Origin of the sequence: Cohnella xylanilytica, from assembly GCF_014212175.1 — a bacterium.
GTDB lineage: Bacteria > Bacillota > Bacilli > Paenibacillales > Paenibacillaceae > Cohnella > Cohnella xylanilytica.
Genome location: NZ_JACJVR010000073.1, coordinates 50246 through 76851, shown reverse-complemented (window position 1 = coordinate 76851; position 26606 = coordinate 50246). Strand labels below are relative to the sequence as shown.

Sequence of the window (26606 nt, the reverse complement as noted above, 5' to 3'; positions counted from 1 at the left end):
GTCTTCATTCCTTATTCTATATCAAAAAAACCTATGCGAAAACGGGACAACGAGGAGGTGGCCGGCATGAGCGTCGGCAAGGACGGCTCGGCGGTCCGTTACGTCCGGTCACGGGACGGCGTCCGGCTTCGGACGCACGTGAGGCTGCCGGAAGGGGAAGGGCCTTGGCCCGTTCTGTTCGCCCGATCGCCTTATCCGGGCATGCTGCCGCACTGGCTCGAGACGGCGGCGTACTGGGCCGGACACGGCTATGCCTTCGTCTATCAGGAATGCCGCGGAACGGGAGGTTCCGAAGGAGAGTGGACGCCGTTCGTCCGCGAGCGGGAAGACGGGCTCGACTCTCTGGCCTGGATCGTCCGGCAGCCGTGGTCGGACGGGAACATCGGGACGTACGGGGCGTCTTATTCCGGCGTCGCGCAATGGTGCATGGCGGACGCGCTTCCTCCCGAGGTCAAGACGATGTTCATCGCGGTGACGGGCATCGAGAGATACCGACAGAGCTACATGAACGGGATGTTCCGTCATGACATCTACACGTCGTGGGCGGTCGGCAATGCCGGAGCCGATCCGCTCGTTCCGCGCGGCGAGCTGTATCGGGAAGCGCTGAAGACCCGCCCCCATGCGGAGATGGATGTGCGGCTGTTCGGGCGGGAGCTGCCCTGGTACCGGGAGTGGGTCACCCAGCCCGGTCCGGAAGGCCTTTGCTGGAACGAAGGGTTCTGGGCCGAGGTCAGAGACGTTCCGCGAAGGACGAAGGTGCCGATTCTGATGACGGCCGGCTGGTTCGATCACAATCTGGACGCCTCGATCGCGAGCTACGGCAAGCTCCCCGAAGAGGTCCGCGCCGCCAGCGTTCTGATTATCGGGCCTTGGATTCATACGTCGGACGCGTCCGGCGATCTCGACTACCCCGGTCACGACGCGTTCGGGCCGGGGCAGCGGGAGGCCGCCTTGCGCTGGTTCGACCGTCATCTGAAGGGCGCGGATTATGGCGGGCCGAAGGGGAAGGTGCACGTTTACGCGATCGGGGAAAACGCGTGGAGAACGCGGGACGGCCGGTTCGATCCCGCTACTAGCAGGCGGTTCCGGCTGAGCGCCGCGGGCCGCCTGAAGGAAGCGGGCTGCGCCGGCCTGCTCGCGCCGGAGGGGGAGAACGGGGAGCCGGGGGCGCTGAGCTTCGATTACGACCCCGAACGCCCCGTTCCGACCCGGGGAGGAGCGGCGCTGCTCCATTACTTGTCGGGGGACCCGGACGCGGCCCCGCCGGCGAGCGTGCTTCAGGCTCCTCCGGGGTCGAGGCCGGACGTCCTGACGTTCCTCTCGGAGCCGCTGGATGCGGATCTGCCCATCGCGGGGGCGATGTCGGCGCGTCTGACCGTCTCTTCGGACGCGGAGGACACGTCCTTCGCCGTGCAGGTGATGGAGGTGCTGCCGGACGGCCGCGCCTTCAACATCCGGGACGGCATTACGAGCCTCAGGCTGCGGAACGGCGCGCCGGCTCCGCTGTCCTATGTCCCGGGAGAGAAGGCGGCAGCGACGATCGGGTTGTGGCCGATCGTCTGGACCGTCAAGCGGGGCTCGCGGCTCCGCGTCGACGTTTCTTCCTCCAATTTTCCGGCGTACCATGCCCACCCGAACTCGGCGGGAATCTGGTCGCTTCAGGAGAAGACGAAGGTCGCCCGGCAGACCGTCTACGTCGGGGAGGGGGCCGAGACTTGGCTCGACGTTCCCGTGGCGGAGGAAGGAGGGGAGGGCGCATGAACGAGCCGGAAAATGAACGGGGGAACGAGCCCATGAACGACTCGCAGAACGACTCGCAAAGCGACCCGAAAAGCGTCTCCCTCGGGCCGGAAGCGGCATCCGATCCGATTCTGGATTCGCTGCTGAAGGGAATGCCCGAAGCGACGCACGAACCCGGCGGCGTCCAGACGTATCGGGTGCGAATGAGCGACGGGGCGCATCTCGCGACCCGGCTGTACGTTCCCGCCGGAACGGGGCGTTGGCCGGCCGTGCTCATTCGTTATCCGTACCCGGGAATGCGGCCCTATCTGGAGGCGACGGCTGACGTCTGGACCCGGTACGGTTACGCGGTCGTGCTCCAGGATTGCCGGGGAACCGGGGAATCGGAAGGGGAGTGGATCCCGTTCGAGAACGAGCGGCGGGACGGCCTCGACACGATCGGCTGGATGCTGGAGCAGCCTTGGACGAACCGCCGGATCGGAACGTACGGTCCTTCGTACCTCAGCGCCGCGCAATGGGCGATGGCGGACGCTCTGCCCCCCGAAGTGAAGGCGATGGCGCTGGCCGGCTTCACGACCGAGCGGTACCGGCAGCTGTACATGAACGGAATGTTCCGGCTCGACGTGTATACGGGATGGGCCATCGACAACGCGGGCGTGCCCGGCGTGCCGGCCGAGGGGCTGTTCGCGAAGGCGATCGGGACGGTGCCGCATATCGCCATGGACGAGGAGCTGTTCGGCCGGAAGCTGCCGTGGTACCGGGAATGGATCGCGAACGTCAGCCCGGAGGACGCGTATTGGCGCGAAGGGTTCTGGGCGGAGCTGCGGGACATTCCGGGACGCGTCCGAACGCCCGTCCTGCTGGTCGACGGCTGGTTCGATCAGCATCTGGACGGCATGACGCGGGATTACCGCAAGCTGCCTCCGGCCACGCGGGCCGCCAGCCGGTTCATCCTCGGACCGTGGGTGCATTCCATGCAGGCTTCGGGCGACTATCCGATGCCAGGGGCCGAGCGGAACCATCTGAAGGACGCGCTGGAATGGTTCGACCATCATCTGAAGGGGCGGGAATATCCCCACCCGACGGGAGGCGTCGAAGCGTACGCGATCGGCGAGGGGCGCTGGAAAAGGTGGGACGGCTGGCCGGAGCCCGACGGCTTCCGCACGTTCTATCTGGGCGGGGGGCGGCTGAATGGCGAGCCTTCCGTCGCCGGGGAAGCGGCCCGCTTCCGGTACGACCCGGACCGGCCGGTGCCCACGAGAGGAGGAGCGGGGCTGCTCCGCTACTTGTCGGGCGCGGACGACGCCGCGCCGGCGGGCAGCGTCCTGCAGCCGCCTCCCGGCGAACGGGAGGACGTCCTGACGTTCGAGTCCGAGCCGCTCGCCGAGGAGCTGCCCATCGCCGGAAGCATCCGGGTTCATCTCTTCGCGAGCTCGGACGCGGAGGACACGGCGTTCGCGGCCAACGTCATGGAGGTGCTGCCGGACGGTCGCGCGTTCAACATTCGGGACGGCATCGTCAGCCTGGCTTACCGGGGAGGCGCGACCCGGCCGCGGCCGTACGAGCCGGGCAGCGTCGCGGAGGCGGACATCGAGCTGTGGCCGATCGTCTGGACGATCAAGGCCGGGTCGAAGCTCCGGGTGGACGTGTCCTCGTCCAACTTCCCCGCCTATCACGCGCATCGGAACGTAAGCGGGCCGTGGGCGCTCCAGACGGAGAAGAGGATCGCGAACCAGACGATCTACGGGGGCAAGGACCGTCCCTCCCGCATCGTCGTTCCTTACAAGAAGGATTAGGAGGGATTCCGCGTCATGGAAGAGGCGGTCATCGTCAGCGCCGTTCGAACGCCGATCGGCAAGTTGAACGGCGCTTTGAGAGAGAAGTCCGCCGCGCAGTTGGGAGCCGAAGTCATTCGGGAGGCGCTGGCGCGGTCGGGAGCGGACCCGGCTTCGGCGAACGAAGCGATCATGGGCAACGTCCTGCAGGCGGGCTCGGGCCAGAATCCGGCGAGACAGGCGGCGCTGGCCGCGGGGCTTCCGCCGGAGGTTCCGGCCTGGACGGTCAACAAGGTATGCGGCTCCGGCCTGAAGGCGATTCAGCTCGCTTGGCAGGCGATCCGCTGCGGGGAGAGCGAGGTCGTCGTCGCCGGAGGCATGGAGAGCATGAGCCAGGCTCCCTATCTCGTCCCGGACGCCAGGGCGGGCCTGCGGATGGGACACGGGACGTTCGTCGACAGCCTCGTCCACGACGGGCTGTGGTGCGCCATCGGCCGTCATCCCATGGGCATTACGGCCGAGAATTTGTGCGAGCGGTATTCGATCGGGCGCGAGGAGCTCGACCGCTTCGCCTTCGAGAGCCAGCGAAGGGCGGCGGAGGCGGCGCGGGAAGGGCGATTCCGCGAGGAGACGATTCCGGTCGAGGTTCCGGCCAAGGGCGGTTCGAGCGCGACGGTGGAAGCGGACGAATACCCGCGGCCGGATACGACTCTCGAGAAGCTGCTCCGGCTGAAGCCGGCCTTCCGGGAGGACGGCCGGGTGACCGCGGGGAACTCGTCCGGCATCAACGACGGGGCGGCGGCCGTCGTGCTCATGAGCGCGTCCCGGGCCCGGGCGCTCGGGGCGAAGCCCCTGGCGAAGCTCCGGTCCGCCGCGTCGGCGGGGGTGGACCCGGCATACATGGGCATCGGTCCCGTCCCGGCGATCCGCCAAGCCCTGTCGCGAGCGGGATTGAACGAGACGGAGATCGGCCTGGTCGAGCTGAACGAAGCGTTCGCGGCGCAGGCGCTGGCCTGCCTGAGCCACTTCCGCTTCGATCCGTCCGCCGTCAACCCGAACGGGGGCGCCATCGCGCTCGGCCACCCGATCGGAGCGAGCGGAGCGCGAATCGTCGTCTCGCTCGTTCACGAGATGGCGCGGCGGGGTTCCCGCTATGGATTGGCCGCGCTGTGCATCGGAGGCGGGCAGGGAATGGCCATGGTGCTGGAGAGAGCGTGAGCGAACGCAAGCGGAGAAGGGGGGAAGGGCGTTTGAAGCCGGTATTCGGTTCGTGTCTCGAAGCGATTCGCGATATTCGGGACGGGGCGACGCTGATGGTCGGAGGGTTCGGCCTCGTCGGCATCCCCGAAAATCTCATCCTGGCGCTCGCGGAGAAGGGCGTACGGGAGCTGACGGTTATCTCCAACAATTGCGGGGTCGACGATTGGGGACTCGGCCTTCTGCTGCGCAACCGGCAGATCCGCAAGATGATCGCTTCCTACGTGGGCGAGAACAAGGAGTTCGAGCGGCAGGCGCTGTCCGGCGAATTGGAGGTCGAGCTGATTCCGCAAGGGACGCTGGCCGAGAAGATCCGCGCGGGCGGGGCCGGCATCCCGGCCTTCTATACGCCCGCGGGGGTCGGAACGCCGATCGCCGAAGGCAAGGAGCTGCGGCGGTTCGGAGGCAAGGATTACGTGCTGGAAGAGGCGCTGACGGCCGACTTCAGCCTGATCCGCGCCGTCCGTGCGGACCGCATGGGCAACCTCGTCTACGCGAAGACGGCGCAGAACTTCAACCCGCTCATGGCGGCGGCGGGAACCGTCGCGATCGCCGAGGCGGAAGCCGTCTGCGAGATCGGAGCCATTCCGCCGGAGCAGATTCATACGCCCGGCATCTACGTGCAGAGAATCGTGGAAGGCCGCCAGCAGAAGCGCATCGAGAAAAGGACGGTAAGAGCATGAGCGAAGGGGGAGTCCGAATGGCGGCGGATCGATCGGACGTGCGCGAGAGAATCGCGAGACGGGCGGAGAAGGAGATCGCCTCCGGCCACTATGTCAATCTGGGGATCGGCATCCCGACTCTGGTCGCGAACTACATCTCCCCGGACAAGAACGTCGTCCTCCATTCCGAGAACGGGCTGCTGGGCATCGGCCCTTACCCGCGGGAGGACGAGGTCGATCCCGATCTGATCAATGCGGGCAAGGAGACGGTGACCGCGATTCCGGGAGCCGCCTTCTTCCACAGCGCGGAGTCGTTCGCGATGATCCGGGGCGGACACGTCGACGTGGCCATTCTCGGCGGCATGGAAGTGTCCGCGCAAGGGGACTTGGCGAACTGGATGATTCCCGGCAAGATGGTGAAGGGAATGGGCGGGGCGATGGACCTCGTTCACGGAGCGAAGCGGATCGTGGTCGTCATGGACCATGTCAGCAAGGACGGCTCGCCCAAGATCGTGAACCGCTGCGCCCTTCCCCTGACGGGAAGGAAGGTCGTCGACCGGATCATTACCGAGCGGGCCGTCATCGACGTGACGCCGGACGGTCTGCGGCTCGCGGAAGTGGCTAGCGGCTTCGGCGTTCGGGATGTGCAGGCGGTCACGGAGCCCGAGCTGATCGTGGACTCCGGCGTGCTTTTCGATACTTATTAAAACACGATGACCGACCAACGACGTGTCGCGCAGAGCTTCTCTATTCGGGCGGTTTCCCGCTTCGATTGGGAGGGGCGGCTAACGATCGCTAACGAATCGTATAAATGCGATTTCGTGCTGGTAGCCCGGTTTTCCCCCGATTGACCTTAAATAAGATCGCTGGAGTCCGTTAGGTTTTTAAAAATAGGCTTCTGATGCTAAATAGCGACTCCTGGGTTCGTTAGAGAAAGGGAGCTATTAGCGAAATGGCCTTTGGCAGTCAAAAAAATACGAAGGGCGGAATCTATCCATGGCACTTATTCAATGTCACTTCTTCTCCGAGACGCTCGGCCTCAGCACGGCGATGACGGTTATTCTTCCTCAGCGGACGAGCGGGCAAGTCGGGATGGCCGGCGTCGCGAACCGCGATCGCCATCCGACGCTGTGGCTGCTGCACGGCGGCTCGGACGACGATACGATCTGGCTGCGCCGGACCTCCATCGAGCGTTACGTGTCCGAGCTCGGCTTGGCGGTCGTCATGCCTCAAGCGCATCTGAGCTTCTATACGAATATGGAGCACGGCGGCCAATACGGAACGTTCCTGATGGAGGAGCTGCCCCGGATCGCCCGCTCGTTCTTCCCGCTGTCCGACGCCCGCGAGGACAACTTCGTGGCCGGCCTGTCCATGGGCGGTTACGGGGCGTTCAAGTGGGCGCTAACCCAGCCGGACCGGTTCGCCGCCGCGGCCGGGCTCTCCACCGCGAACTTCTCGACGGCGAAGTTCGGCGAGATGCTTCGGCGCCCCCGCTTCTTGGAGCTCGTATACGGCACCGCTTCCCAAGAGGGAACGGACAACGATCTGTACCATCTCATCCGGAAGTGTTCGGAAGCCGCCGGCGAGAAGCCGAAGTTCTACCAGACTTGCGGCACGAGCGACTTCCTCTACGAGCACAACCTGGAGCTGAAGAACGCCTTCGAAGCGTCGACGCTGGATTTCACATACGACGAAGAACCGGGCACGCACGATTGGGCCTACTGGGACAAGACGATCCAGGACGTCCTGGCCTGGCTTCCGCTTCGGAAGGATTGATACCCGCTAGGACGTTCGAAGAGGCTGAATCCCTCGGGCTGGGACCGGGAGATTCAGCCTCCGTTGCGTTAGGGGGGCGAGCCGCCTCAGAAGCCTTCCACGACGATCTTGCCGATGGCGCGGCCGGACTCGATGAGCGCGTGCGCTTCCTTCAGCGTGGCGGCGTTAATGGGGGACAGCCGCTTGGCGAGCGTCGTGCGAAGCTCCCCGGCGTCGATTCGGCGGGCCGCTTCGTCCAGCAGCCGGTGCTGCTCGATCATGTCGGGCGTGCCGTAGGAGGATCTCGTGAACATGAACTCCCAGGCGAACGTCGCGCTTTTGTTCTTGAGCAAGGTCAGGTTCAGCGGGCTGTCGGTCTCGACGATGGAGCAGATGCGTCCCTGGGGCGCGATCGCCTCCGCCATCTGCTCCCAATGCCGCTTCGTATCGTTCAGGCAGAAGATGTAGTCCGCGTTCGCGAAGCCGAGCGCCTGAAGCTGGGGAACGAACGGCTCGAAGTGGTCGATGGTGTAAGCGGCTCCGTGCTCCTTCGCCCACGCGGCCGACTCCGGACGGGACGCCGTCCCGATGACGGTCAGGCCGGCCGCGGCCGCCAACTGCGTCGCGATCGAGCCGACGCCTCCGGCCGCTCCGATCATCAGAATCGTCCGGCCCGCGTTCTTCTCCGGCTCCGGCGGAATGCCGAGCCGGTCGAACAGCCCTTCCCACGCGGTAATCGCGGTCAGCGGAATGGCGGCGGCTTCGGCGAAGTCCAGCGTCCGCGGCTTATGGCCGACGATTCTCTCGTCCGCGAGGTGGAACTCGCTGTTGCCGCCCGGCCGGGCGATGCTGCCCGCGTAGTAGACCTCGTCGCCGGGCACGAACAGCTCGCATTCGGGCCCGACCTCCTCGACGATGCCGGCGACGTCCCAGCCGAGCACGCGCGGCTTCGGCTCCACGCGGTCCTTCGGGGCGCGAACCTTCGTATCCACCGGATTGACGGAGACGGCCTTCACGCGGACGAGCAGGTCCCGGCCCTCCGGCTTCGGCTTGTCCAGCAGAACGTCCAGCAAGCTATCCTCATGGTCGATCGGCAAATACCGCTCCAGGGCTACGGCTCTCATTTTCGTCACTCGAATCATCCTCTTTCCATCGATTATCTGGTCTTGAGGCGATTATATGTGATAGGATCGAATTATGTAAGTACGCACATGGTTGTGGTATAGTATCGGAAAATATACTACGGAAGGCGGTCGAGTCGGCCATGACCCGCAAAAGCAAGTACAGCGAATGCTCGCAAAGCGGCGAGGGCTGCCCGGTGGAGTATACGCTGGAGATCATCGGGGGCAAGTGGAAGGGAGTTCTGCTGTATCACCTGATGGACGGCAAGAAGCGGTTCGGCGAGCTGCGCCGGATCTGCCCGGACATTACGCAGCGGATGCTCACCTTGCAGCTTCGGGAGCTCGAAGAGGACGGGCTCGTCCATCGCGAGGTCTACCGGCAGGTTCCGCCGAAGGTCGAGTATTCGCTGACGGAGTACGGAAGAACGCTGGAGCCGCTCATCCAGCTTATGAAGGAGTGGGGAGAGACGCACCGCCGGGTCCGGCCGGAAGTCTACGTCGCTCCCTGAACGAGTTCAAGCCGAACAGCCATCGCCGCGCGCCGCGGAGGATGGCTGTCGTCGCTTCAAGCATCGCGTCGGCCGTTTTAACAAGGGTTGTTGCCCCGGCTTCTCTTCTTCGGAATGCGGGCCGAGTTGTCGGACAGCTTGTCCCCGACCTGGTCGAGCCGCGAAGGCTTCGCCATCGGTCCGTCGTTGTCCGGCTTGCTGTTGCGTCCTGTCATTCGTCTCACCTCGCCATTCCGTAACATGTTCCTTCGGGCCGTTTTTCATACGCGGCCGCTTCGGAGCCGCCGTTCGCCGCCGTCGGCCAGGGAATTCGTGGAGGCGGGAGAATCGGGTTGTGACGGCGGCGCGAGGCGTGCTATCTTGATATTAGTTGCGCTCACGGAGGTGCGGGGCCATGCGGTCTGGGAAAATCGGAATCCGACGCGAGAGGCTCTGCCTGCTCCTGGCGGTTCTCGCTTCGCTGTTCCTTGTAAGCGCTTGCCGGGATCGCGGGGCGATCTCGTACAAGGTGATCTACGAGATGGACCGCCCCGCGGCGGACGAGACCGCCTCCCCGTCGGAAGCGGCGAATTCGCGGCGCTACAAGATCGGCGTCGTCCCGAAGGTGACGGACATCGCCTACTTCGACGTCGTCAAGCAGGGAGCCCAGGAGGCGGCTTGGGATCTGGACGTCGACCTGCTGTACGAAGGTCCTTCCACGGCCGATCCCGACGAACAGATCGAGGTCATTCGCGGCTTGATGGAGAAGCGTGTCGACGTCATCGCCGTCTCCGCGAACGATCCGAAGAAGCTCGTTCCCGTGCTTCGGGAGGCGAAGGAGCAAGGGATCCGCGTCATAACGTGGGATGCCGACACCGGGCCCGAAGCGAGGGAGTTCTTCGTCAACATGGCGGATCCCGAGACGCTCGGGCGGCACCTGCTGGACACGCTCGCCTGGAGCATGGGGGAGAAGGGCGAATTCGCGGTTATGACCGGCCAGCTGTCCGCCGCCAATCTGAACGAATGGATCGATTGGATCAAGGTCCAGCGGGAACAATTTTACCCGGGCATGAAGCTGGTGGAGATCGTCCCGAACGACGACGACCCGAAGAAGGCGTACGAAGGGGCCGTCGGCCTGCTGAAGCGGTACCCGGGGCTGGACGGCATTATCGGCACTTCTTCGGTGGGGCCGCCGGCGGCCGCCGAAGCCGTTCGGGAAGCGAAGCGGGCCGGCGAAGTCCGCGTCGTGGGGCTGTCCACCCCGGAGCTCATGCGCTCGTACTTGCATGAAGGCTCCGCCCAGGCCGCGACGCTGTGGAGCCCGAAGAAGCTCGGGTACTTGACGGTCGTTCTCGCCCGCAACATGATGCTCGGCATGCTGCCTTACGACGACCAGACGATCGCGAACGTGGGCAACATCCGGGTGCACGGGGATATGATCATTATGGGAGAGCCTTTGGACTTCACCAAAGACAACGTGGACCAATATGATTTCTAGAATCCGGGAGCGGCTCCGGTTCCGCAACGTCCGGCTGAGCGCGAAGCTGATCGTCACCTATCTGCTGCTGACCGTCATCCCGATGTCGCTGCTCGGGTACGTCTCGTACGTCCAGTATACGAAGTCCATCGAGGAGCAGATCGGCGAATACATGCCGCGATTCCTGTACCAGGCGAACGCCAACATCGAGAAGCACGTGTCCGAGCTGGAGGCGCTGCCGGACCTGCTGTTCAACTCCGACGACATGATCGCGATTCTGAGGCGGGACCCGGCCTTGCAGAGCCGGGCCGAACAGAACCGGGATCTGTTCACGCTGAACAGCTACATGGCCCGGACGTATCTGGGAGGGGGCAATCCGGACGTGCTCGGCGTGTTCCTGCTGTCCAAGAGCCGGCTGTTCGAGAGCACGAGGCTCCGGTACTCCGGGTTCGGCCGGAACGAAGCGATCGCGCCCTACCGATACGACGTCGACGCGCGGGACAAGGGCAAGCTGATTCTGCCGAGCGAGACCGGTCTTCGGTTCGAGAATAACGCTCCCTACGTCCTCGTCATGAAGGAGATTCTCGACACGGACAACCGAAGGGTGCTCGGGACGATGTTCATCGCCGTCCAGATGACGTTCATCGACCGCATCCTGCGGGACTTCGAGACGAACGACCGGGCCGATCTGTGGGTGATGAATCGGAAGGGCGAGATCGTCTACCACACCGACCCGGAGAAAATCGGAACCTTCGATCCGAACGTCGCCGGCTATCCGATCCTCAGCGGAAGCTTCCGGACGAACGCCGCCGGCGGATCGGCAAGGCTGGTCAGCCTGAGCGAGTCGGCGCAGCTCGGCTGGGTGCTCGTCCACAGCATCCCGCTCAAGGATCTGACGGAACGCGCGGACCTCGTCCGCAACGTCACGATTTTCGTTTTTGTCGGCATCGTGCTCGTCACGACGGTTCTCTCCGTGCTGTTCTCGCTTAGCATCACGCGTCCGCTGAAGAAGCTGAGCCGCCTGATGAAGAACGCGGAGATGGGCCGCTTCCAGGTCGACCATTCGCTGCAGAGCCGGGACGAGGTCGGGTCTCTGGCGCGGAGCTTCAACTCGATGATCACGACGACGCGCGAGCTGATCCAGACGAATTACCGGATCGAGATCCGGCAGAAGGAAGCCGAGCTGTACGCCCTGCAGTCGCAGATCAACCCTCACTTCATCTACAACACGCTGGAGACGATCTCGATGGCGGTGGAGGAGGGCGAGAGCGAGTCGGTCGTCGACATGGTGACGCTGCTCGGGCGGATGCTGCGGTTCTCCGTCGGCAACAAGTCGAAGACGGTTCCGCTCGCGGAAGAGATTCAGCACGTCCGGGACTATCTGACGATCCAGAAGTTCCGCTTCGAGGAGCGCCTGGCCTTCGACATCGCGCTGAACGTCGATCTGGAAGGGCGGACGCTCTATTCGCCGAAGTTCATCCTGCAGCCGATCGTGGAGAACGCGATCAAGCACGGGCTCGAGCGGCGCGGGAGGCTCGGAATCCATATCGGCATCGGCAAGGAGATCAGCGCCCGCTCCGGGAAGCAGGACATCGTGTTCCGCATTCGCGACGACGGCCCCGGCATTCCGGCCGATCGGCTGGCGGAGCTGGAGCACGAGCTTCGCTCGGAATCGCATCTGGCGAAGGATTCCGGGCTCGGCCTCGGCAACGTGAACGCGCGGATCGTTCTGCTGCACGGCCCGGAGTACGGCCTTCAGCTTCATAGCATCGATGGCAAGGGGACGGAAGTGATCGTCCGGATTCCGGCGATCGCAAGGCCGGTCGAGACGCCGAGATCCGACCGGGAGGAGGGGGAGTAAGGTGCAGCCGATACGGACGCTGATCGTGGACGACGAAGCGCGCATCCGCCGAGGGATCGAGCGGCTGGTGCTCTCTTGCGGGGAAGGCTGGGAGGTCGTCGCCGCGCTGGGAGACGGACGGGAGGCGCTCGACTATCTGCACGGCACGAGCGGGGCGGTCGATCTGATCATCACCGACGTGAAGATGCCGGAGATGGACGGGTTGACTCTGATTCGGGAGGCCCGCAAGCAGTATCGGTTCTATCCGATGCTCATCAGCGGATACGACGACTTCGAATATGTGCGGACGGCGCTCCGGGAAGGGGCGGTCGACTATCTGCTCAAGCCCGTCGACCGGGACCAGTTCCGCGAGCGGATGACGGAGATCCGCGAGAAGATCGCCGCCGGACGCAGCGAGTTCCGGAGGCGGGAAGAGACCGAGCGTCGGGCGGAGCGGCTGAAGCCCGCCCGGCAGACGCAGACGCTCAGCTACATCACGTCGGCCGGGATCGATATCGAGCGGCTGGGGTATTGGGTGGAGGATTTCCCGCTCGGACGGTATTCGCTGCTGTACGTCAGCCTGGACGCGCTGCCGGTGAAGACGAGGACGTATACGGCCAAGGATTGGGAGGCTTACACGTACGCCTTGGAGAACATCGTCGCGGAAGTGGTCGCGGGGGGCGGGAAGCCGGGCGGGCGCGTAGGGCATGGCGAAGAGCGGGGAGACGGGCATGGCGGGATGAGCGGCTCGGGCGGGCTTCAAGGCTGGAGCTGGCGCGGCGGCAATTCCGACTTCTGGATTCTTCTGCGCGGCCCGTCGGAGGAAGAAGGGCTCGAGGACGCGGCGCTGGCGCTGGCGGAGCGGGTGCGCGCGGCGATTCATACGTACACGCCGTTCACGGTATCCGTCTCGATCGCCGAGCCGATCGAGGACTTGTACTTGCTGCCGGAGGCGAAGCGGCAGGCGCTGTCCGGCATGAGGCACCGCCTCGTCGAGGGCGGGAACCGGGTGTTCCTGGGCGAGCGGGGCCGGGCGGCCGGCAGAGGGGACGGCGATCGGCCGGAAGCGGAGCTCGCTCAGATCGCCCAACGCATGCGGCAGGCGGTCGGCCAAGCGAAGGCGGAGGAGGCGGAAGCGCTTCTGCGGTTGTTCTTCGCCGAGCTGGAGAGGGAGGAATCGCCTGTCGCGATCCGCAAGGCCGCGCAGCATCTGCTGCTCTCGATCTATTCGGCGGCGCTGGAAGGGAGCGGGGGAAGCGGAGCCGATTCGGAGTCGGTCGAAGAGGCTCTGCGGAGCTTGGACCGGGCGCCCCGCCTCCAAGAACTGCGGGCCGAGCTGGCGCGGCGCTTGCGCGAGGCGACGGACGCGATCCGCGAGGCGTGGCGGGACGGCAACCGCAAGCCGGTCGAGCTGGCCAAAGCCTGGATCCGGGAGCATCTGGGAGAGGATATCACGATCAAGCGGGTGGCCGATCGCGTGTACATGAACCCGACGTACTTCTGCGAATACTTCAAGCTGCAGACGGGTGAGACGGTGCTCGATTACGTGACGAGGCAGCGAATGGAGAAGGCCGGGGAGCTGCTGCTCGCGGACCCGGCCGAGAAGCTGCAGGACATCGCCGTCCGGGTCGGCTATCAGGACGTGAAGTATTTCGGCAAGCTGTTCAAGCAGTGGGCGGGAGTGTCGCCCTCGAAGTACCGGGAGCGGGCGGGGGTGTAGAGGAACCCTCGCTCTTTTGTTGATCTTGCCAATCTATTCTATCAGGAAGAGAACCGGTATAACTCGTAACGCACAACCGCCTTGGGTGGTGGGAAATAGACACGCCTCCGGGGATGGAGGAGTGCCTATGAAGTCTTTGTTGCAAAACAGGTTAGCGCCAGGAGAACCATCTGTCGCGACTGTATAACGCTGCATGTCACGGAAGGCCCGAAGTCGTCGAATACCTATCGGTGCGAGGGGCGGATCTCCGTCTAAAGACGTAGGGTCCGATGGTTGGACCCCTCCGGAATCGGCCCAACGAGCAAGGGAGGCGGCAGTCGACGGCTATTTGGCCGATTGGAGAGAAGCTGCGGCAGAAGACGACGATAGAGAATCCGACCCCGCAACGATAGATCCTCTTAACGCCGCTAACGTTTAACGATGCGAAACGCGAGAGAACCCGGCCAAGCGGAATTAGCTTGGAGGGTTCTATTTTTTTTCTGCATAGGGGATTCGTTAGTCTCGTTCAGGGTTGCGGTCGGAATCCGAATCGCATGACTCCGGTTCATAGGGCCTCGTTCTCTAACGCATCCAGGAGACGCTATTTGGAGTCAAAAGCCCATTTTGAAAATCTTGCGAATCCCAGCGATCTTATTTAAGAAAATTCGGGGCAATAACGGGCTTCCGGCACGAAATAGCGTCCATACGATCCGTTAGGGTCGAAAATCCTTCATTTTCTACGAAATAACGTCTCCTCGATCCGTTAGCGCCCGCCTCCCGTCGCGACAGATACGCGACTCTGCGGCCGCCTATCGCCAACCTCCCGAAGATTCTCCCCCCGATCCGAATTCCGTCTCCTACAGCCGCCCGGCGGAACCCGCTAAGCTAAGGACATAGCGGCAAGGCCGAACGGCCGAGCAGAAGGAGCGATAGGGGGAGCGGGCATGTCGGAGTACATCCTGGAGCTCAAGGGAATCACGAAGACGTTCCCCGGCGTCAAGGCGCTGGACGACGTCTACTTCAAGCTGAAGCCGGGCGAGATTCACGCGCTCATGGGCGAGAACGGAGCGGGCAAGTCGACCTTCATCAAGGTCATCACGGGCGTCCACGCCCCCGACGGCGGGGAGATGTTCCTCGGCGGGGAGAAGGTCCGGTTCCGCGATCCGACGGATGCCCAGAAGGCGGGAATCGCCGCCATCTACCAACACGTGACGTGTTATCCGGACCTTAGCGTCACGGAGAATATTTTCATGGGGCACGAGAGAGTCGCGAAGGGGACGAAGCGGCTGCTCTGGCGGGAGATGCACGAGGAGGCGGGCAAGCTGCTGCGGGAGCTCGGGGCGAGCTTCAGCCCGAAGACGCAGATGGGGGCGCTGAGCGTCGCCGAGCAGCAGATCGTCGAGATCGCGAAGGCGCTGTCCGTGCAGGCCAAGATCATCATCATGGACGAGCCGACCGCCGCGCTCACGAACAGCGAGAGCGAGGAGCTGTACCGGATCGCGGAGCGGCTTCGGGATCAGGGGACTTCGATTATATTCATCTCCCACCGCTTCGAGGACATGTACCGGCTGGCCAGCCAAGTGACGGTGTTCCGCGACTCTCGGTACATCGGCACCTGGCAGGTGAACGAGATCTCGAACGCGGACCTGATCGTCGCCATGGTCGGCCGCGAGATCGCGCAGCTGTTCCCGAAGAAGGAAGCGAAGATCGGGGAGGAGGTGCTGCGGGTCGAAGGGCTGGGCAGGACCGGCTACTTCGCAGACGTAAGCTTCTCTCTTCGCAAGGGGGAGATCCTCGGCCTCACCGGCCTCGTCGGAGCGGGCCGGACCGAAGTGTGCCAGGCGATCTTCGGGGTCGCCCCGCCCGATAAGGGGCGGATTCTGTACCAAGGCCGGGAGATCGCCATTCGCGATCCGCTGCAGGCGATGAAGCGGGGCATCGGCTACTTGCCGGAGGACCGGCAGAAGCAGGGGCTCGTGCTGCAATGGGAGATCGGGCGCAACATCACGCTCTCCTCGCTGGAGAAGCTGTCGTCCCGGGGAACGATCCGCACGCGCAAGGAGCGGGAGTTCGCCAAGCGGCTCGCGGAGAAGGTCGGCGTCAAGGCGAGAAGCGTCTTCGATCTCGCGAGCTCGCTGTCCGGCGGCAACCAGCAGAAGGTCGTGTTCGCGAAGCTGCTGACCGCCGATCTCGACGTTCTCATCCTCGACGAACCGACGAAGGGAGTCGACGTCGGCGCGAAGTCGGCGATCTACGAGATTATCGGCGAGCTGGCGTGCGCGGGCTACGGCATTCTGCTCGTCTCGTCCGAGATGCCCGAGATCATCGGCCTATGCGACCGCGTCGCCGTCATGAGGGAAGGACGCATCGCGGCGTTCCTGGACCGCCGGGAGATGACGCAGGAGGCGATTCTGCGAGCTTCGATGGCGGACGAGGCGCCGAACGACGCACAGCGACGGGGGGAGCTCGCATGAAGAATAGAGGCAGAATCGCGCTCGCTTCGGAGACGGCGGAGACGGCGGAGACGGTAGCGGCTGGCGGAGCCTCGGCGGCGGCGCCCAAGAGGTCGGCAAGCGCGAATATCGCGAAGTTCCGGGAGCTGGGTCTGCTCGCCTTCATCGTGCTGCTGTCCGCGGGCGTGCAGCTTCGGAACCCGAGCTTCCTGACTTGGGAAAATATCAACGACATCGCCACGAACACGGCCATCCTGAGCATTCTCGCCGTCGGGATGATGCTCGTCATCGTCACGCGGGGCATCGACTTGTCGATCGGGGCGACGCTCGCGCTGTCCGGGATGATCGCCGCACTCACGGTCAAGCAATATCCGGGCGCGAATCCCGCTCTGGCGCTGCTGATCGGCGTCGGCATCGGTCTCGCCTGCGGAGCGGTACTCGGCTTCCTCGTGTCCAAGGTCCGTATCCTGCCGATTATCGCCACCCTCGGGATGATGAACGTGTTCCGCGGCCTTACCTTCGAGGCGAGCGGGGGCAAGTGGGTCAGCGCCCACCAGATGCCGGACAGCTTCAAGGCGATCGCCACCGGGAAGCTCCTCGGCGTCAACCATCTGATTCTCATCGCCGTCGTCATCTATCTCGTCGCCTACTTCTTCGTCAATCACACCCGGACCGGGAGACAGGTGTACGCGGTCGGCAGCAATCCGGAATCGGCCGCGATCAGCGGCATTCGGACCGGCCGGATTCTGGGGCTCGTCTACACGGTCATGGGAGGGCTGTCCGGACTCGCGGGCGTGCTCTGGGTGTCGAAGTTCGCTTCGGCCCAAGGCGACACGGCTTCCGGCTACGAGCTCAGCGTCATCGCGGCGTGCGTGCTCGGGGGCGTCAGCATCGCGGGCGGCTCGGGCAAGATCTCGGGCATCGTCCTCGGCTCCGTGCTGCTCGGCATCCTGAACAACGCGCTGCCGATGATCGACGTCTCGCCGTTCTGGCAGAACTGGATTCAAGGCATGATCATTCTGGTCGCCGTCCTCGTCAACGCCCTGGTCAAACGCGGCATCGACCGCAACCATCTCATGAGGAGGAGGATCTGAGCATGGAACCGAGAGTCATCGCCGACCGAAGAGAGTTCTCTCTTCGCGGGTTCTTCCTCCAGTGGGAGTGGATGCTCGTCGTTCTGTTCGTCGCGATTAACGTCATGAACGTCAATCTGTCGGAATTCTACTGGGACTTCGACAACCTGCGGGACGCCACGATGGGCTTCCTCGACAAAGCCTTCATCGTCCTGCCGATGGTGTTCATTATTATCCTGGGGGACATCGACATCTCCGTCGGCTCCATCGTCGCCCTGTCCTCGGTCATCATGGCCGACCTCTACAACCACGGGGTGCCGATGCCGCTGGCCATGGCGATCTGCCTGGCGGTAGGAGCGCTGTGCGGCTATATCAACGGCCTTCTGATCGTCAAGTTCAAGGAGTTGTCCGCGGTCATCGTCACTCTCTCGACCATGATCATCTACCGCGGCGTCGCCTACATTCTGTTGAAGGACCAGGCGGCGGGCAAGTTCCCGGAATGGTTCGGCTTCCTGGGGTGGGATTACGTCGCCGGCGTCCCGTTTATCCTGATCGTCTTCGCCGTCTTCGCCGTCGCGTTCGGGTACCTGCTGCACAGGACGACGTTCGGCCGCCGGGTGTACGCGATGGGCAGCAATCCGACGGCGAGCCGGTTCTCGGGCGTTCGGACCGACCGCATCAAAATCGTCGTGTTCACTCTCGCCGGACTCATGGCCGCGGTCGCCGCCTTGTTCCTGACGTCCCGGATGGGGAGCACCCGGCCGAATATCGCCGCGGGCTACGAGCTGGACGTCATCGCGATGGTCGTGCTCGGCGGCGTCAGCACCGCGGGCGGCAAGGGAAGGATGGCCGGCGCGATCCTGGCCGTCTTCCTGATCGGCTACCTGCGCTACGGTCTCGGGCTCGTCAACGTGTCCGCGCAGACAATGCTCGTCATCATCGGCCTGCTGCTCATCTTCGCGGTTATGATTCCGAAGCTGAGGCTCGGCCGCGCTATCCGGCGCTAACGATACTCGACAGCTCTCGCTGTTTGGTATAACCAATCGCACGAACGCGCAAAAAAAGGGAGGAAACAAAAAGTGAAAAAGATGTGGGCATTCGGATTGACGGCCGTCCTGTCGATATCCCTGCTGGCGGGATGCGGCGGAGGAGGCAACGGCAACGGCAAAGCGGCCTCTTCCCCGGACGACGGCGGCAAAGCGAGCGGCAGCTCTCCGGCCGGCAGCGCGGCGGCTGGCGATAGCGGGTCGGGGAGCTCCGGAGGAGCCAAGAAGTTCGCCATCGTCTTCAAAAATACGGGCAACCCCTACGGCGAGAAGATGATGGAGGGCTTCAAAAAGGCGATCGAAGAGAAGGGCGGGGAAGCGATTCTGAAAGCGCCGGACCAGCCGACCGCCGAAGCGCAAATTCAGATGATCGAGGAGCTGATCTCGCAGAAGGTCGATTCCATCGCGATCGCCGGCAACGACCCGGACGCTCTTCAGCCCGCCTTGAAGAAAGCGATGAACGCCGGCATCAAGGTGCTGTCGCTCGACTCCGCCGTCAACGCGCAGAGCCGCCTCGTGCACGTCAACCAAGCCGATCCGGAGCGCATCGGGCGCACGCTGATCCAAGGCGTCTCCGAGATGATCGGCGGCGAAGGCGAGATCGCCATCCTCAGCGCGACGTCGCAGGCGACGAACCAGAACACGTGGATCGAGTGGATGAAGAAGGAACTGGAGGACGCCAAGTATTCGAAAATCAAGCTGGTGAAGGTCGCGTACGGCGACGACCTGCGCGACAAGAGCGTCTCGGAGACGGAAGCGCTGCTGAAGTCGTATCCGAACCTGAAGGGCATCATCGCGCCGACGACGGTCGGCATCGCGGCCGCGGGCAAGGTGCTGACGGACAAAGGCCTCAAGGGCAAAGTGATGCTGACCGGCCTCGGCCTGCCGAGCGAGATGGCGGAGTACATCGAGAGCGGCGTCTGCCCGTGGATGTACCTGTGGAACCCGATCGACGTCGGCTACCTGGCCGGCTATGCGGCGGAAGCTCTCGTCGGCGGCGAGCTTGCCGGCAAGACCGGCGAGAAGTTCTCCGCGGGCACGCTCGGCGAGAAGGAAGTCGTCGCGGACGGCGACGGTACGCAGATCATGCTGGGCGATCCGTTCAAGTTCGACTCCAGCAACATCGCGGAGTGGAAGGCGGTCTACTGAATTTCGATCCGCCGCGATAAGACCGGACGGTCTCCGAGGATTTCGATTCTCGGGAAGGCCGCCCGGTCTTTCTCCGGAGTTATTGAATAAACTGCGGAAGGGACAACGACGGAGAGAACCGGCAAGTTCGCCTTGCCGATCCAATGCGGGAAGCGTCTTGTTAGGAAGCGGAATCTTCGGCGCTTAGACGACCACGGAAAAGCTAAGTCCGCCGGTAGCCGTACCGGCACCCAGATTCAAGATGCCGATCGTCTGAATGTTGGCGATGCCGACGGAATATTGCGATTCGACAGGAACATCGACGGCGAACGGCGCGTCTCCCCAGCGGGTGACAACCAACCGAACGGGCTGGCTCCCGTTGCTGATCAGAACGAATCCCGTAGGCCCCGGAGGATTGACCGCGGAGAAATAACCTTGCCCGACTCCCGCGTCTTGCGAGAAAGGAGTGCTGAATATCAATGCGAGCATGGAACAACGCCTCCTTTCTCTGGAGTTAGGAAGAAGGGGGCTGGGGAAACTGATGATCCGATCGCTGTTAGAACACGGCGGAGAGGCCAAGGCTTCCGGTAGCCGTACCGGCACCCAAATTCAAGATGCCGATCGTCTGAATATTGGCGATGCCGACGGTATAAGCCGAGTTGGCGAGGACGTCGACGGTGAAGGGTACATCGCCCCAGCGGGTAATAACAAGTCGAACGGGCTCGGGACCATTGCTGATCGTAACGAAGCCGGTAGGGCCCGGCGGATTGACCGCGGAGAAATAACCCTGTCCGACTCCAGCGCCTTGAGAGTAACTAATGAAAAAAACATTCTCAAGCATGTTTCAGCACCTCCTCTCGGTTTCAAAAAAGGGAGGATGTCGCGAATTCGACGGACCGCGGAGATATAGCCTTGTCCGACCGCTCCTGCGAATATGAAATAGTAAATCCGTTGAGCACCTCCCTTGCTTTATTAGATGAGATCCGTCCTTCCTTAGGAACGGCATGTACATGAGGGTAAAGGCGCAAATTCCGCTTGAGCAACTAAAAAGGCCGCATCCCCGATAAAGCCGGGGTGCGGCCGCGAATGACGCGGGCATCGCAAGGAAGCCGAGTCGCCCTTGCGATAGGGAATCTTATTGGAAGCTTCTGCCCGAGAAGCTGGAATACGACGTGGACATCGGCTGTTGGCCGAATCCGCCATGCTGCTGCTGCTGCTGATTAGCCGTTTGGTAGCCCGTCTGCGAGAAGTGGGAAGCTTGAGCGGCTTGAGCGGTTTGCAGCGAATGGATGGATTGTTCGACTTGGCGAGCGATCTGCTGCAGCTGCTGCAGCTGTTGGATAGCGACTTGGTGGCCGTGAAGAGCGTTCTGGATCGTCTGGGCCGCTTTGTGCTCGCGTTGGGCGATCTCCTCGAGGCGCATCGCGTTTTGCTGCTCTTGTTGAAGCAGCTGCTGGTAATTCGCGCTCGCTTGCTGGGTTTGGGACATCAATTGTTGGCAGATTTGCTCGAATTGATTGAACTGATTGCTTACGTTCGATGGGTACATGCGGGCCTCCTGGGAGATTGAATTTGGTCAACCTCCTGTAGAATGCCGACTCGGCGCGGGCTTTATTCACGGAAAAGCGAAGGGAACCTCGTCACACCGGCACCGTCTTGCCGCCTTTAACCATCGGAGATCCGCAGATCGGGCAAGCCTTGGACGGGAGATCGGCTTCGCGCTTCGAGGAGATCCGCGACCAGACGTTGCAGGACGGACTCGAGCACAGCCAAGCCGAGACCGTCTCGGTTCTCCGGACGCCGCGGCCGTTCTCGGCATAGGCTTGGCGATGTCCGGCTTCCCGTCCGGCCGCGGCTCCGCGTTCCGGGGTTCTGTCGGTCGCGTTCCCGCCATTCGCGGGCCCGCCGAACGCCTCCAGCAGGAACCGGGACACGGCCGCCTTCTTGCCCCGGCAGAGGGACGGGGAGCTGACGACCAGCTCCTCGCGGGCCCGGGTGACGGCGACATAGGCGAGGCGCCGCTCTTCCTCCAGCGCTTGCATCGCCCGGGACGCCTCGCTTCCGCGCGGGCGGAGCTCCTTCATCCGATCCGCCTCCAGCGCGGAGGCGTGGGGCAGGCTGCCCTCCGACGCCCCGATCAGGAATACGAACGGGAACTCCAGTCCTTTGGAACGGTGGATGGTCATCAGCGCGACCCGGTCTCCTCGCTCCCGGCGGCGCTCGAGGGCGTCCGGCCTCCTGCGCTCCAGCAGATCGCCGACGTAGCCGATGAACTCGGCTATCGTGCCGAATCGGGCCGCCGACGTCTCCAGCTCGTCCAGCCACTCGGCCAGCTGCTCCTTGTGCGGCGTCGGATTGCGCTTGTCGTTCGCGTCCAGATAGGAATCGTAGAACGAACGGCGGATGCCCGCGATCGCCTCGTCCGGCTTGAGAGCCCCCAGGGAGCGGATGAACTCCAGGCGCTGACGGATTTTCTCCGTCTGGAACTCCTTCAATTCCGGCATCGACAGCAGATGAACGAGAGGCCCGCGCTTCGGCTGGGCGGCTTCCCGCATGCGGATGAAGGCCATTGCCCGGTCCCGGTTCAGATACATAGAAGGAAGGACGGCCTCCATCGCCTCGAAGTCCCGCCGGTTCAGCGCGAGCCGCAAGTAGCCGAGAACGGGCTTGACGGCTCCGTGCTCGTACAGCAGCTGCGCGTCGCCGTAATCGACGTGCGGAATTCCCCTTGCCAGGAGCTGCTCCACGATAGCCCGTCCTCCCGCCGAGGAGCGGAACAGGACGGCGAAGTCCCCGTAGCTCCTGCGGTTCTCCCGAACCTCCCGCTCGATCCGATCGGCGACGGCGGACGCTTCGTCGTCGGTCGTTCGCGGCCTCAAGTACCGCGGCTTCGCTTCGGTCTCCCTCCGCTCTTCTCCGCTTCGCTCCGCGGCCTTCAGCGTTTTCTTCCTTCTCGCCTTATTAAATCGGATGATCTCGTTGCCGAGCCCCACGACGGGAGCCGGGGAGCGGTAATTGACGTCGAGCGTAACGATCTTCGCTCCGGGGTAGGTCTTCTCGAAGTCGAGGATGAATTCGCTTCTCGCTCCGTTGAACGAGTAGATCGTCTGGTCGTCGTCTCCGACGGCCATCAGGTTGCGGCGCGGCTCCGCCAGCATCCGGACGAGCTCGTACTGAAGCGGGTTCGTGTCCTGGAACTCGTCGATCATCACGTAATGGAACCGGCTCCGCAGGTGGCCGAGAAGACCGGGGTTGGAAGTCAGCAGCCGATACGCCTCCGGAAGAACGTCGTCGAAGTCGATCAGCCCTTGCTCCCGCTTCCATCGCTCGTAACGGAAGAGGAGCCTCTTGATGTCGCGCTCCTCCGCCGTTCCTTCCGGGAGCTCGTCCGGATCGATCTTGTTCATCTTGCAATGGGAGAGAAGCGAGAGAAGAACTTCGGGCGGGTACGAATCCGCGAGCCCCTCCTCGCGCATGATCGTCTTCAACCGGACGTGCTGGCGGCCGACGTCTGCTAGAATCTCTCTCTCGTCTCCGTTCTGCCGCAGAAGGCGGAGGAAGAAGGAGTGGAACGTGCGAGCCTGCACGCCGGCGGCATCGCGCTCCGTCATGCCGGGGAGGCGGACGATTCGCTCGCGCATCTCCTTCGCGGCCTTGGCCGAGAACGTCAGCAGAAGCAGACGGCGCGGATCGACGCGGCGCACGGCCGTCAAGTAGCCGGCGCGGCAGACGAGCACGGAGGTCTTGCCCGAGCCGGCGCCGGCGAGCGTCAGGAGAGGTCCGTCACCGTGCCGGACCGCGAGCAGCTGGTTCTCGTTCAGGCGGATGCCGGCCCGTTCCAGCTGCCGGAAATAATCCGCGTCCGCGTCATCGGGGAGGACGAGCTGCTCGGTCGTTCTCGCGGCGGCGACGGCGGAGCGGGGAATATCGGTCGATGCGGCCCCGATCGGCCATAGTCGGTCGTTCATTTTCGAATCCATTCCTCGTTCAGGCGTTCGTCTCTTGATCGTCAGCCCCCATCATACCATGCTCGGGCCGCGGAAGGGCAGAGTTCCGTTTCTTGGGGGTGAAAATTGACTTACCAAAGTCAGGTGAATTAGGATAGGAGATATTCGAGTTCGAGTCAGGGGGAGACGGTATGAAGGCTTATTTATTCCTGGCGCTCGCGATCGCCTCCGAGCTGTTCGGCACGTCCATGCTCAAGGCGTCCGCGGGCTTCTCCAAGCTGTATCCGAGCATCGGCACGATCGTCGGCTTCGGCGTCGCGTTCTACAGCTTGTCGCTGGCGCTGAACCAGATTCCGCTGGGCGTCGCGTACGCGATCTGGTCGGGAGTCGGCACGGCGGTCACGGCGGTCATCGGCATCGTGATCTGGAAGGAGACGGCTAGCGTGACGACGGTAGCCGGCCTTGCGCTCATTATCGCGGGCGTCGTCATTTTGAATTTGAAGGGCGCCGCCCACGGATAAGTGAGCAAGCTTACTTGAGTCAGGCGATGGGTGAGGGGCTTCGAGGATATCTGGATGGGGGATAACGAGAGAAGGGAGGGGGCGAGGGCATGGCAGGCTCGGAACGTCTGCGGCAGATCGCGATCCGGCATTTCAACCGCTACGGCTACGAAGGCGCGAAGCTCGCCCATATCGCGGAAGAGGCGGGCATCAAGAAGCAATCGGTGTATGCGCATTTCCGCGACAAGGACGACTTGTTCCGGCAACTGATCGAGGGGGTCCTCCAGGAGGAGATCGATTATTTGCACGGTTTTTTCGATGAGCATAAAAGCGCCGGACTGAAGAAGACGCTCTATTCGCTGCTGGTCGCCTACAAGGAACGGTTCCTCGGCAACCCGAACGTCAACTTCATGATCGTCATGTCGTACTTGCCGCCGAAGCATCTGACCGGGCACGTCATGACTTCTTACCGGCTCTATCTGTCGCATCTTCGGGCGCTGCTGAAGACCGCCTTTCTAAGGGAGAAGGAGAGGCTTCGGATCGATCCCGAGGACGGGCCGCTGTCGTTCTGCACGCTGTTGGACGGCCTGGTGTCGACGCTCGTGTACGAGACGCCGGAGACTTTCGACCAGTCGCTGAGGGTCGGCTGGGACGTCTATTCCCACGGGATCATGAGGAGCGAAGGCGTCTAGCGGGCGGATCCGGGGTTGCCCGGGCAGCGATTCGGTTGGAAAATAGAAGTATCGATTCTTGAAGGGGAGGCGGCGCCATGTTCGTGGTGACGGCGGAGGAGATGCGAAGGCTGGACCGGCATGCGATCGAGACGATCGGAATTCCGGCGATCGTCCTGATGGAGAACGCGGGGCGCGCGATCGCCGAAGAGGCGGCCGGGCTGCTCGGGCGGGATCGGGGAAGATGGCTGGTTCTCGTGGGCAAAGGCAACAACGGCGGGGACGGCCTCGTCTGCGCGAGGCATCTGATCGAGATGGGGCACGAAGCCGCCGTCGTCTACGCGGCGGCGCCGGATTCGCTGAAGGGCGAGGCGGCGGTCCAGCGGGACATCGCCGCGAGGCTCGGCATTCCGGCGGCCGAGTACGAGCCTGGCCGCATCGATTGGAGCCGGTACGACGGCGTCGTCGACGCGCTGCTCGGCACCGGCTCGGCCGGGGCGCCGCGGGGGGCTTACGCGGCGCTTATCCGCGAGGCGAACGCCAGCGGGCTGCCGATCGTGGCCGCGGACATTCCGAGCGGATTGGACGCGGACACGGGAGAGGTCGCCGAGCCGTGCATCCGGGCTGCGGCGACGGTCGCGCTGGCGATGGCGAAGCGCGGGCTCGTGCAGTACCCCGGCGCGGAACGGGCGGGCCGGGTCGTCGTCCGCGCGATCGGCATCCCGGAGGCCGCGGCGGACGAGCTGGGCGTGAACGCGTTCGCGCTCGAAGAGCGGACGCTGCGGGAGCGGCTGGGCCTAGACTGGCCGCTCCGGCGGAAGGCCGATACGCATAAGGGGACGTACGGCCACGTGCTCGTGGCGGCCGGCTCGCTGGCGATGAGCGGAGCCGGGCTGCTGGCCGCCAAGGCCGCGCTGCGGGCCGGGTGCGGGCTCGTCAGCTGGGCGGTGCCGCAGTCGCTGGCGCCGTCCCTCGCCGGCCGGCTGCCCGAGGCGATGCTCGCCGGGCTGCCGGACGAAGGGCGCGGCGATTGGAGCGCCGCGCCGCCGGAATCGCTTGCCGCGCTCGCCGCCGGCAAGCAGGCTCTCGTCATCGGCCCGGGGCTGGGCCGATGGGAGGGCGACGGCGCGTGGCTGCGCGCCGTGTGGGAGGCGACGGACGGCGTGCCGCTCGTGCTGGACGCCGACGCCTTGAACATGCTGGCCGAGGGCGGCGAAGACGCCTTCGCGGCCTGGCCGCGGCGCCGCGCGCCGGTCGCGCTGACGCCGCATCCGGGCGAGATGGCGCGGCTGTGCGGCCTCTCCGTGCGCGAGACGCAGCGCGACCGGATCGGCCTGGCGCGCCGGTTCGCGGAGCGCCACGGCGTGACGCTGGCGCTCAAAGGCGCGCGCACCGTCGTGGCGGCGCCGGACGGCGCGGTCTACGTCAACGCGACCGGCAACCCGGGCATGGCCACCGGCGGCGCGGGCGACGTGCTCGCGGGCATCGTCGGCAGCCTGCTCGCGCAAGGAATGACCCCCGCGCAGGCGGTCTGCGCGGGGGTCTATCTCCACGGCCGGGCGGGGGACCGCGCGGCCGAAGCCCGCGGCTCCGAGGCATCCCTCCTCGCCGGCGACATTATCGAGGGGCTGTAAGTCGATTTTATCGACTTACAGCCCTCGCTTTCCGCTGTGGAGCCCGCCGTTAGTCGATTTTTTCGACTAACGGCCAAGGTCCTCCGCTGCGGAACCCCCCGTTAGTCGAATTTTTCGACTAACGGCTAAGGTCTTCCGCCGCGGAGCCCGCTGTAAGTCGATTTTTTCGACTAACAGCCAAGGTCCTCCGCTGCGGGGGCCCCCGTTAGTCGATTTTTTCGACTAACGGCCAAGGTTTTCCGCTGCGGAGCCCCCCGTTAGTCGAATTTTTCGACTAACGGCCAAGGCTTTCCGCTGCGGAGCCCCCCGTTAGTCGAATTTTTCGACTAACGGCCAAGGC

General features: G+C 64.1%; 23 protein-coding genes. 17 read left to right on the top strand and 6 right to left on the bottom strand.

What is annotated here, in order from left to right:
- The first annotated feature begins 66 nt into the window (after nucleotides 1-66).
- The 6 genes from H7B90_RS18975 (at nucleotide 67) to H7B90_RS18950 (ending at nucleotide 7210) form a co-directional block, all read left to right on the top strand.
- On the top strand, nucleotides 67-1761 hold the full coding sequence (locus tag H7B90_RS18975; protein WP_185137452.1) for a CocE/NonD family hydrolase: 1695 nt from the start codon (nucleotides 67-69) through the stop codon (nucleotides 1759-1761).
- The gene (locus tag H7B90_RS18970) at nucleotides 1758-3536 is read left to right on the top strand and encodes a CocE/NonD family hydrolase (RefSeq protein WP_260411112.1); all 1779 of its coding nucleotides are present in this window, start codon (nucleotides 1758-1760) and stop codon (nucleotides 3534-3536) included. The genes H7B90_RS18975 and H7B90_RS18970 overlap by 4 nt, the downstream gene beginning before the upstream one ends.
- A gap of 15 nt (nucleotides 3537-3551) precedes the next feature.
- Nucleotides 3552-4733: an acetyl-CoA C-acetyltransferase gene (locus tag H7B90_RS18965; RefSeq protein ID WP_185137451.1), complete on the top strand. Its 1182-nt coding sequence runs from the start codon at nucleotides 3552-3554 to the stop codon at nucleotides 4731-4733.
- A gap of 32 nt (nucleotides 4734-4765) precedes the next feature.
- A complete protein-coding gene (locus tag H7B90_RS18960) occupies nucleotides 4766-5455 on the top strand; it encodes a CoA transferase subunit A (RefSeq protein WP_185137450.1) in 690 nt (229 codons plus the stop codon).
- Nucleotides 5456-5472: 17 nt separating this feature from the next.
- Entirely contained in the window at nucleotides 5473-6141 is a 669-nt protein-coding gene (locus tag H7B90_RS18955) for a CoA transferase subunit B (protein ID WP_185137449.1), read from the top strand.
- Between the two features lie 289 nt (nucleotides 6142-6430).
- The gene (locus tag H7B90_RS18950) at nucleotides 6431-7210 is read left to right on the top strand and encodes an alpha/beta hydrolase (RefSeq protein ID WP_185137448.1); all 780 of its coding nucleotides are present in this window, start codon (nucleotides 6431-6433) and stop codon (nucleotides 7208-7210) included.
- An 86-nt stretch (nucleotides 7211-7296) separates the two neighbouring features.
- Here the strand turns inward: H7B90_RS18950 and H7B90_RS18945 are convergent, their stop codons facing one another.
- Nucleotides 7297-8322 (bottom strand): zinc-binding alcohol dehydrogenase family protein, encoded by a 1026-nt coding sequence (locus H7B90_RS18945; RefSeq protein ID WP_311772758.1) that lies wholly within the window; start codon nucleotides 8320-8322, stop codon nucleotides 7297-7299.
- 131 nt (nucleotides 8323-8453) lie between these two features.
- On the opposite strand from H7B90_RS18945, the gene H7B90_RS18940 reads away from it, so the two are divergent.
- Nucleotides 8454-8819, top strand: coding sequence for a winged helix-turn-helix transcriptional regulator (locus H7B90_RS18940; protein WP_185137447.1), 366 nt, complete (start codon nucleotides 8454-8456; stop codon nucleotides 8817-8819).
- 77 nt (nucleotides 8820-8896) lie between these two features.
- Here H7B90_RS18940 and H7B90_RS18935 read toward each other — a convergent pair whose 3' ends face one another.
- On the bottom strand, nucleotides 8897-9034 hold the full coding sequence (locus H7B90_RS18935) for a hypothetical protein (protein WP_185137446.1): 138 nt from the start codon (nucleotides 9032-9034) through the stop codon (nucleotides 8897-8899).
- A 179-nt stretch (nucleotides 9035-9213) separates the two neighbouring features.
- Here H7B90_RS18935 and H7B90_RS18930 point away from each other — a divergent pair, with 179 nt between their 5' ends.
- The 7 genes from H7B90_RS18930 (at nucleotide 9214) to rhaS (ending at nucleotide 19535) form a co-directional block, all read left to right on the top strand.
- The gene (locus H7B90_RS18930) at nucleotides 9214-10296 is read left to right on the top strand and encodes an autoinducer 2 ABC transporter substrate-binding protein (RefSeq protein ID WP_185137445.1); all 1083 of its coding nucleotides are present in this window, start codon (nucleotides 9214-9216) and stop codon (nucleotides 10294-10296) included.
- The gene (locus tag H7B90_RS18925) at nucleotides 10286-12136 is read left to right on the top strand and encodes a cache domain-containing sensor histidine kinase (protein WP_185137444.1); all 1851 of its coding nucleotides are present in this window, start codon (nucleotides 10286-10288) and stop codon (nucleotides 12134-12136) included. The genes H7B90_RS18930 and H7B90_RS18925 overlap by 11 nt, the downstream gene beginning before the upstream one ends.
- 1 nt (nucleotide 12137) lies before the next feature.
- A complete protein-coding gene (locus H7B90_RS18920) occupies nucleotides 12138-13835 on the top strand; it encodes a response regulator transcription factor (RefSeq protein ID WP_185137443.1) in 1698 nt (565 codons plus the stop codon).
- 923 nt (nucleotides 13836-14758) lie between these two features.
- Entirely contained in the window at nucleotides 14759-16288 is a 1530-nt protein-coding gene (locus tag H7B90_RS18915; protein WP_185137442.1) for a sugar ABC transporter ATP-binding protein, read from the top strand.
- Nucleotides 16285-17361: an ABC transporter permease gene (locus H7B90_RS18910; RefSeq protein WP_185137441.1), complete on the top strand. Its 1077-nt coding sequence runs from the start codon at nucleotides 16285-16287 to the stop codon at nucleotides 17359-17361. Before H7B90_RS18915 ends, H7B90_RS18910 begins: the two co-directional genes overlap by 4 nt.
- Before the next feature lie 2 nt (nucleotides 17362-17363).
- Nucleotides 17364-18347, top strand: coding sequence for an ABC transporter permease (locus tag H7B90_RS18905; RefSeq protein ID WP_185137440.1), 984 nt, complete (start codon nucleotides 17364-17366; stop codon nucleotides 18345-18347).
- A gap of 81 nt (nucleotides 18348-18428) precedes the next feature.
- Nucleotides 18429-19535 carry a rhamnose ABC transporter substrate-binding protein gene (rhaS, locus tag H7B90_RS18900; RefSeq protein WP_185137483.1) on the top strand — a complete coding sequence of 369 codons (1107 nt, stop codon included), beginning with the start codon at nucleotides 18429-18431 and terminating at the stop codon, nucleotides 19533-19535.
- A gap of 183 nt (nucleotides 19536-19718) precedes the next feature.
- Here rhaS and H7B90_RS18895 read toward each other — a convergent pair whose 3' ends face one another.
- The 4 genes from H7B90_RS18895 to H7B90_RS18880 form a co-directional block, all read right to left on the bottom strand.
- The gene (locus H7B90_RS18895) at nucleotides 19719-20003 is read right to left on the bottom strand and encodes a hypothetical protein (protein WP_185137439.1); all 285 of its coding nucleotides are present in this window, start codon (nucleotides 20001-20003) and stop codon (nucleotides 19719-19721) included.
- A 67-nt stretch (nucleotides 20004-20070) separates the two neighbouring features.
- Nucleotides 20071-20355 carry a hypothetical protein gene (locus H7B90_RS18890; protein WP_185137438.1) on the bottom strand — a complete coding sequence of 95 codons (285 nt, stop codon included), beginning with the start codon at nucleotides 20353-20355 and terminating at the stop codon, nucleotides 20071-20073.
- 294 nt (nucleotides 20356-20649) lie between these two features.
- Nucleotides 20650-21063: a hypothetical protein gene (locus tag H7B90_RS18885; RefSeq protein ID WP_185137437.1), complete on the bottom strand. Its 414-nt coding sequence runs from the start codon at nucleotides 21061-21063 to the stop codon at nucleotides 20650-20652.
- A gap of 91 nt (nucleotides 21064-21154) precedes the next feature.
- Nucleotides 21155-23482: a UvrD-helicase domain-containing protein gene (locus tag H7B90_RS18880; protein ID WP_185137436.1), complete on the bottom strand. Its 2328-nt coding sequence runs from the start codon at nucleotides 23480-23482 to the stop codon at nucleotides 21155-21157.
- 170 nt (nucleotides 23483-23652) lie between these two features.
- On the opposite strand from H7B90_RS18880, the gene H7B90_RS18875 reads away from it, so the two are divergent.
- From H7B90_RS18875 to H7B90_RS18865, 3 genes are all read left to right on the top strand, one after another.
- Nucleotides 23653-23982, top strand: a complete 330-nt coding sequence (locus H7B90_RS18875) for a DMT family transporter (RefSeq protein WP_185137435.1) — start codon at nucleotides 23653-23655, stop codon at nucleotides 23980-23982.
- A gap of 89 nt (nucleotides 23983-24071) precedes the next feature.
- The gene (locus H7B90_RS18870) at nucleotides 24072-24653 is read left to right on the top strand and encodes a TetR/AcrR family transcriptional regulator (RefSeq protein ID WP_185137434.1); all 582 of its coding nucleotides are present in this window, start codon (nucleotides 24072-24074) and stop codon (nucleotides 24651-24653) included.
- A 77-nt stretch (nucleotides 24654-24730) separates the two neighbouring features.
- Complete coding sequence (locus H7B90_RS18865; protein WP_185137433.1) at nucleotides 24731-26266, top strand: NAD(P)H-hydrate dehydratase; 1536 nt, start codon at nucleotides 24731-24733, stop codon at nucleotides 26264-26266.
- The last annotated feature ends 340 nt before the right edge of the window (nucleotides 26267-26606 follow it).

Excerpts from the sequence above, each read along its gene's own strand:
- H7B90_RS18905 (WP_185137440.1), top strand. The coding sequence starts at position 17,364 with ATGGAACCGAGAGTCATCGCCGACCGAAGAGAGTTCTCTCTTCGCGGG.
- H7B90_RS18890 (WP_185137438.1), bottom strand. The coding sequence starts at position 20,355 with ATGCTTGAGAATGTTTTTTTCATTAGTTACTCTCAAGGCGCTGGAGTC.
- H7B90_RS18930 (WP_185137445.1), top strand. The coding sequence starts at position 9,214 with ATGCGGTCTGGGAAAATCGGAATCCGACGCGAGAGGCTCTGCCTGCTC.
- H7B90_RS18910 (WP_185137441.1), top strand. The coding sequence starts at position 16,285 with ATGAAGAATAGAGGCAGAATCGCGCTCGCTTCGGAGACGGCGGAGACG.
- H7B90_RS18915 (WP_185137442.1), top strand. The coding sequence starts at position 14,759 with ATGTCGGAGTACATCCTGGAGCTCAAGGGAATCACGAAGACGTTCCCC.
- H7B90_RS18865 (WP_185137433.1), top strand. The coding sequence starts at position 24,731 with ATGTTCGTGGTGACGGCGGAGGAGATGCGAAGGCTGGACCGGCATGCG.
- H7B90_RS18955 (WP_185137449.1), top strand. The coding sequence starts at position 5,473 with ATGGCGGCGGATCGATCGGACGTGCGCGAGAGAATCGCGAGACGGGCG.
- H7B90_RS18895 (WP_185137439.1), bottom strand. The coding sequence starts at position 20,003 with ATGCTCGCATTGATATTCAGCACTCCTTTCTCGCAAGACGCGGGAGTC.
- H7B90_RS18970 (WP_260411112.1), top strand. The coding sequence starts at position 1,758 with ATGAACGAGCCGGAAAATGAACGGGGGAACGAGCCCATGAACGACTCG.
- H7B90_RS18935 (WP_185137446.1), bottom strand. The coding sequence starts at position 9,034 with ATGACAGGACGCAACAGCAAGCCGGACAACGACGGACCGATGGCGAAG.
- H7B90_RS18885 (WP_185137437.1), bottom strand. The coding sequence starts at position 21,063 with ATGTACCCATCGAACGTAAGCAATCAGTTCAATCAATTCGAGCAAATC.
- H7B90_RS18950 (WP_185137448.1), top strand. The coding sequence starts at position 6,431 with ATGGCACTTATTCAATGTCACTTCTTCTCCGAGACGCTCGGCCTCAGC.
- rhaS (WP_185137483.1), top strand. The coding sequence starts at position 18,429 with ATGTGGGCATTCGGATTGACGGCCGTCCTGTCGATATCCCTGCTGGCG.
- H7B90_RS18875 (WP_185137435.1), top strand. The coding sequence starts at position 23,653 with ATGAAGGCTTATTTATTCCTGGCGCTCGCGATCGCCTCCGAGCTGTTC.
- H7B90_RS18925 (WP_185137444.1), top strand. The coding sequence starts at position 10,286 with ATGATTTCTAGAATCCGGGAGCGGCTCCGGTTCCGCAACGTCCGGCTG.
- H7B90_RS18940 (WP_185137447.1), top strand. The coding sequence starts at position 8,454 with ATGACCCGCAAAAGCAAGTACAGCGAATGCTCGCAAAGCGGCGAGGGC.
- H7B90_RS18870 (WP_185137434.1), top strand. The coding sequence starts at position 24,072 with ATGGCAGGCTCGGAACGTCTGCGGCAGATCGCGATCCGGCATTTCAAC.
- H7B90_RS18965 (WP_185137451.1), top strand. The coding sequence starts at position 3,552 with ATGGAAGAGGCGGTCATCGTCAGCGCCGTTCGAACGCCGATCGGCAAG.
- H7B90_RS18975 (WP_185137452.1), top strand. The coding sequence starts at position 67 with ATGAGCGTCGGCAAGGACGGCTCGGCGGTCCGTTACGTCCGGTCACGG.
- H7B90_RS18880 (WP_185137436.1), bottom strand. The coding sequence starts at position 23,482 with ATGAACGACCGACTATGGCCGATCGGGGCCGCATCGACCGATATTCCC.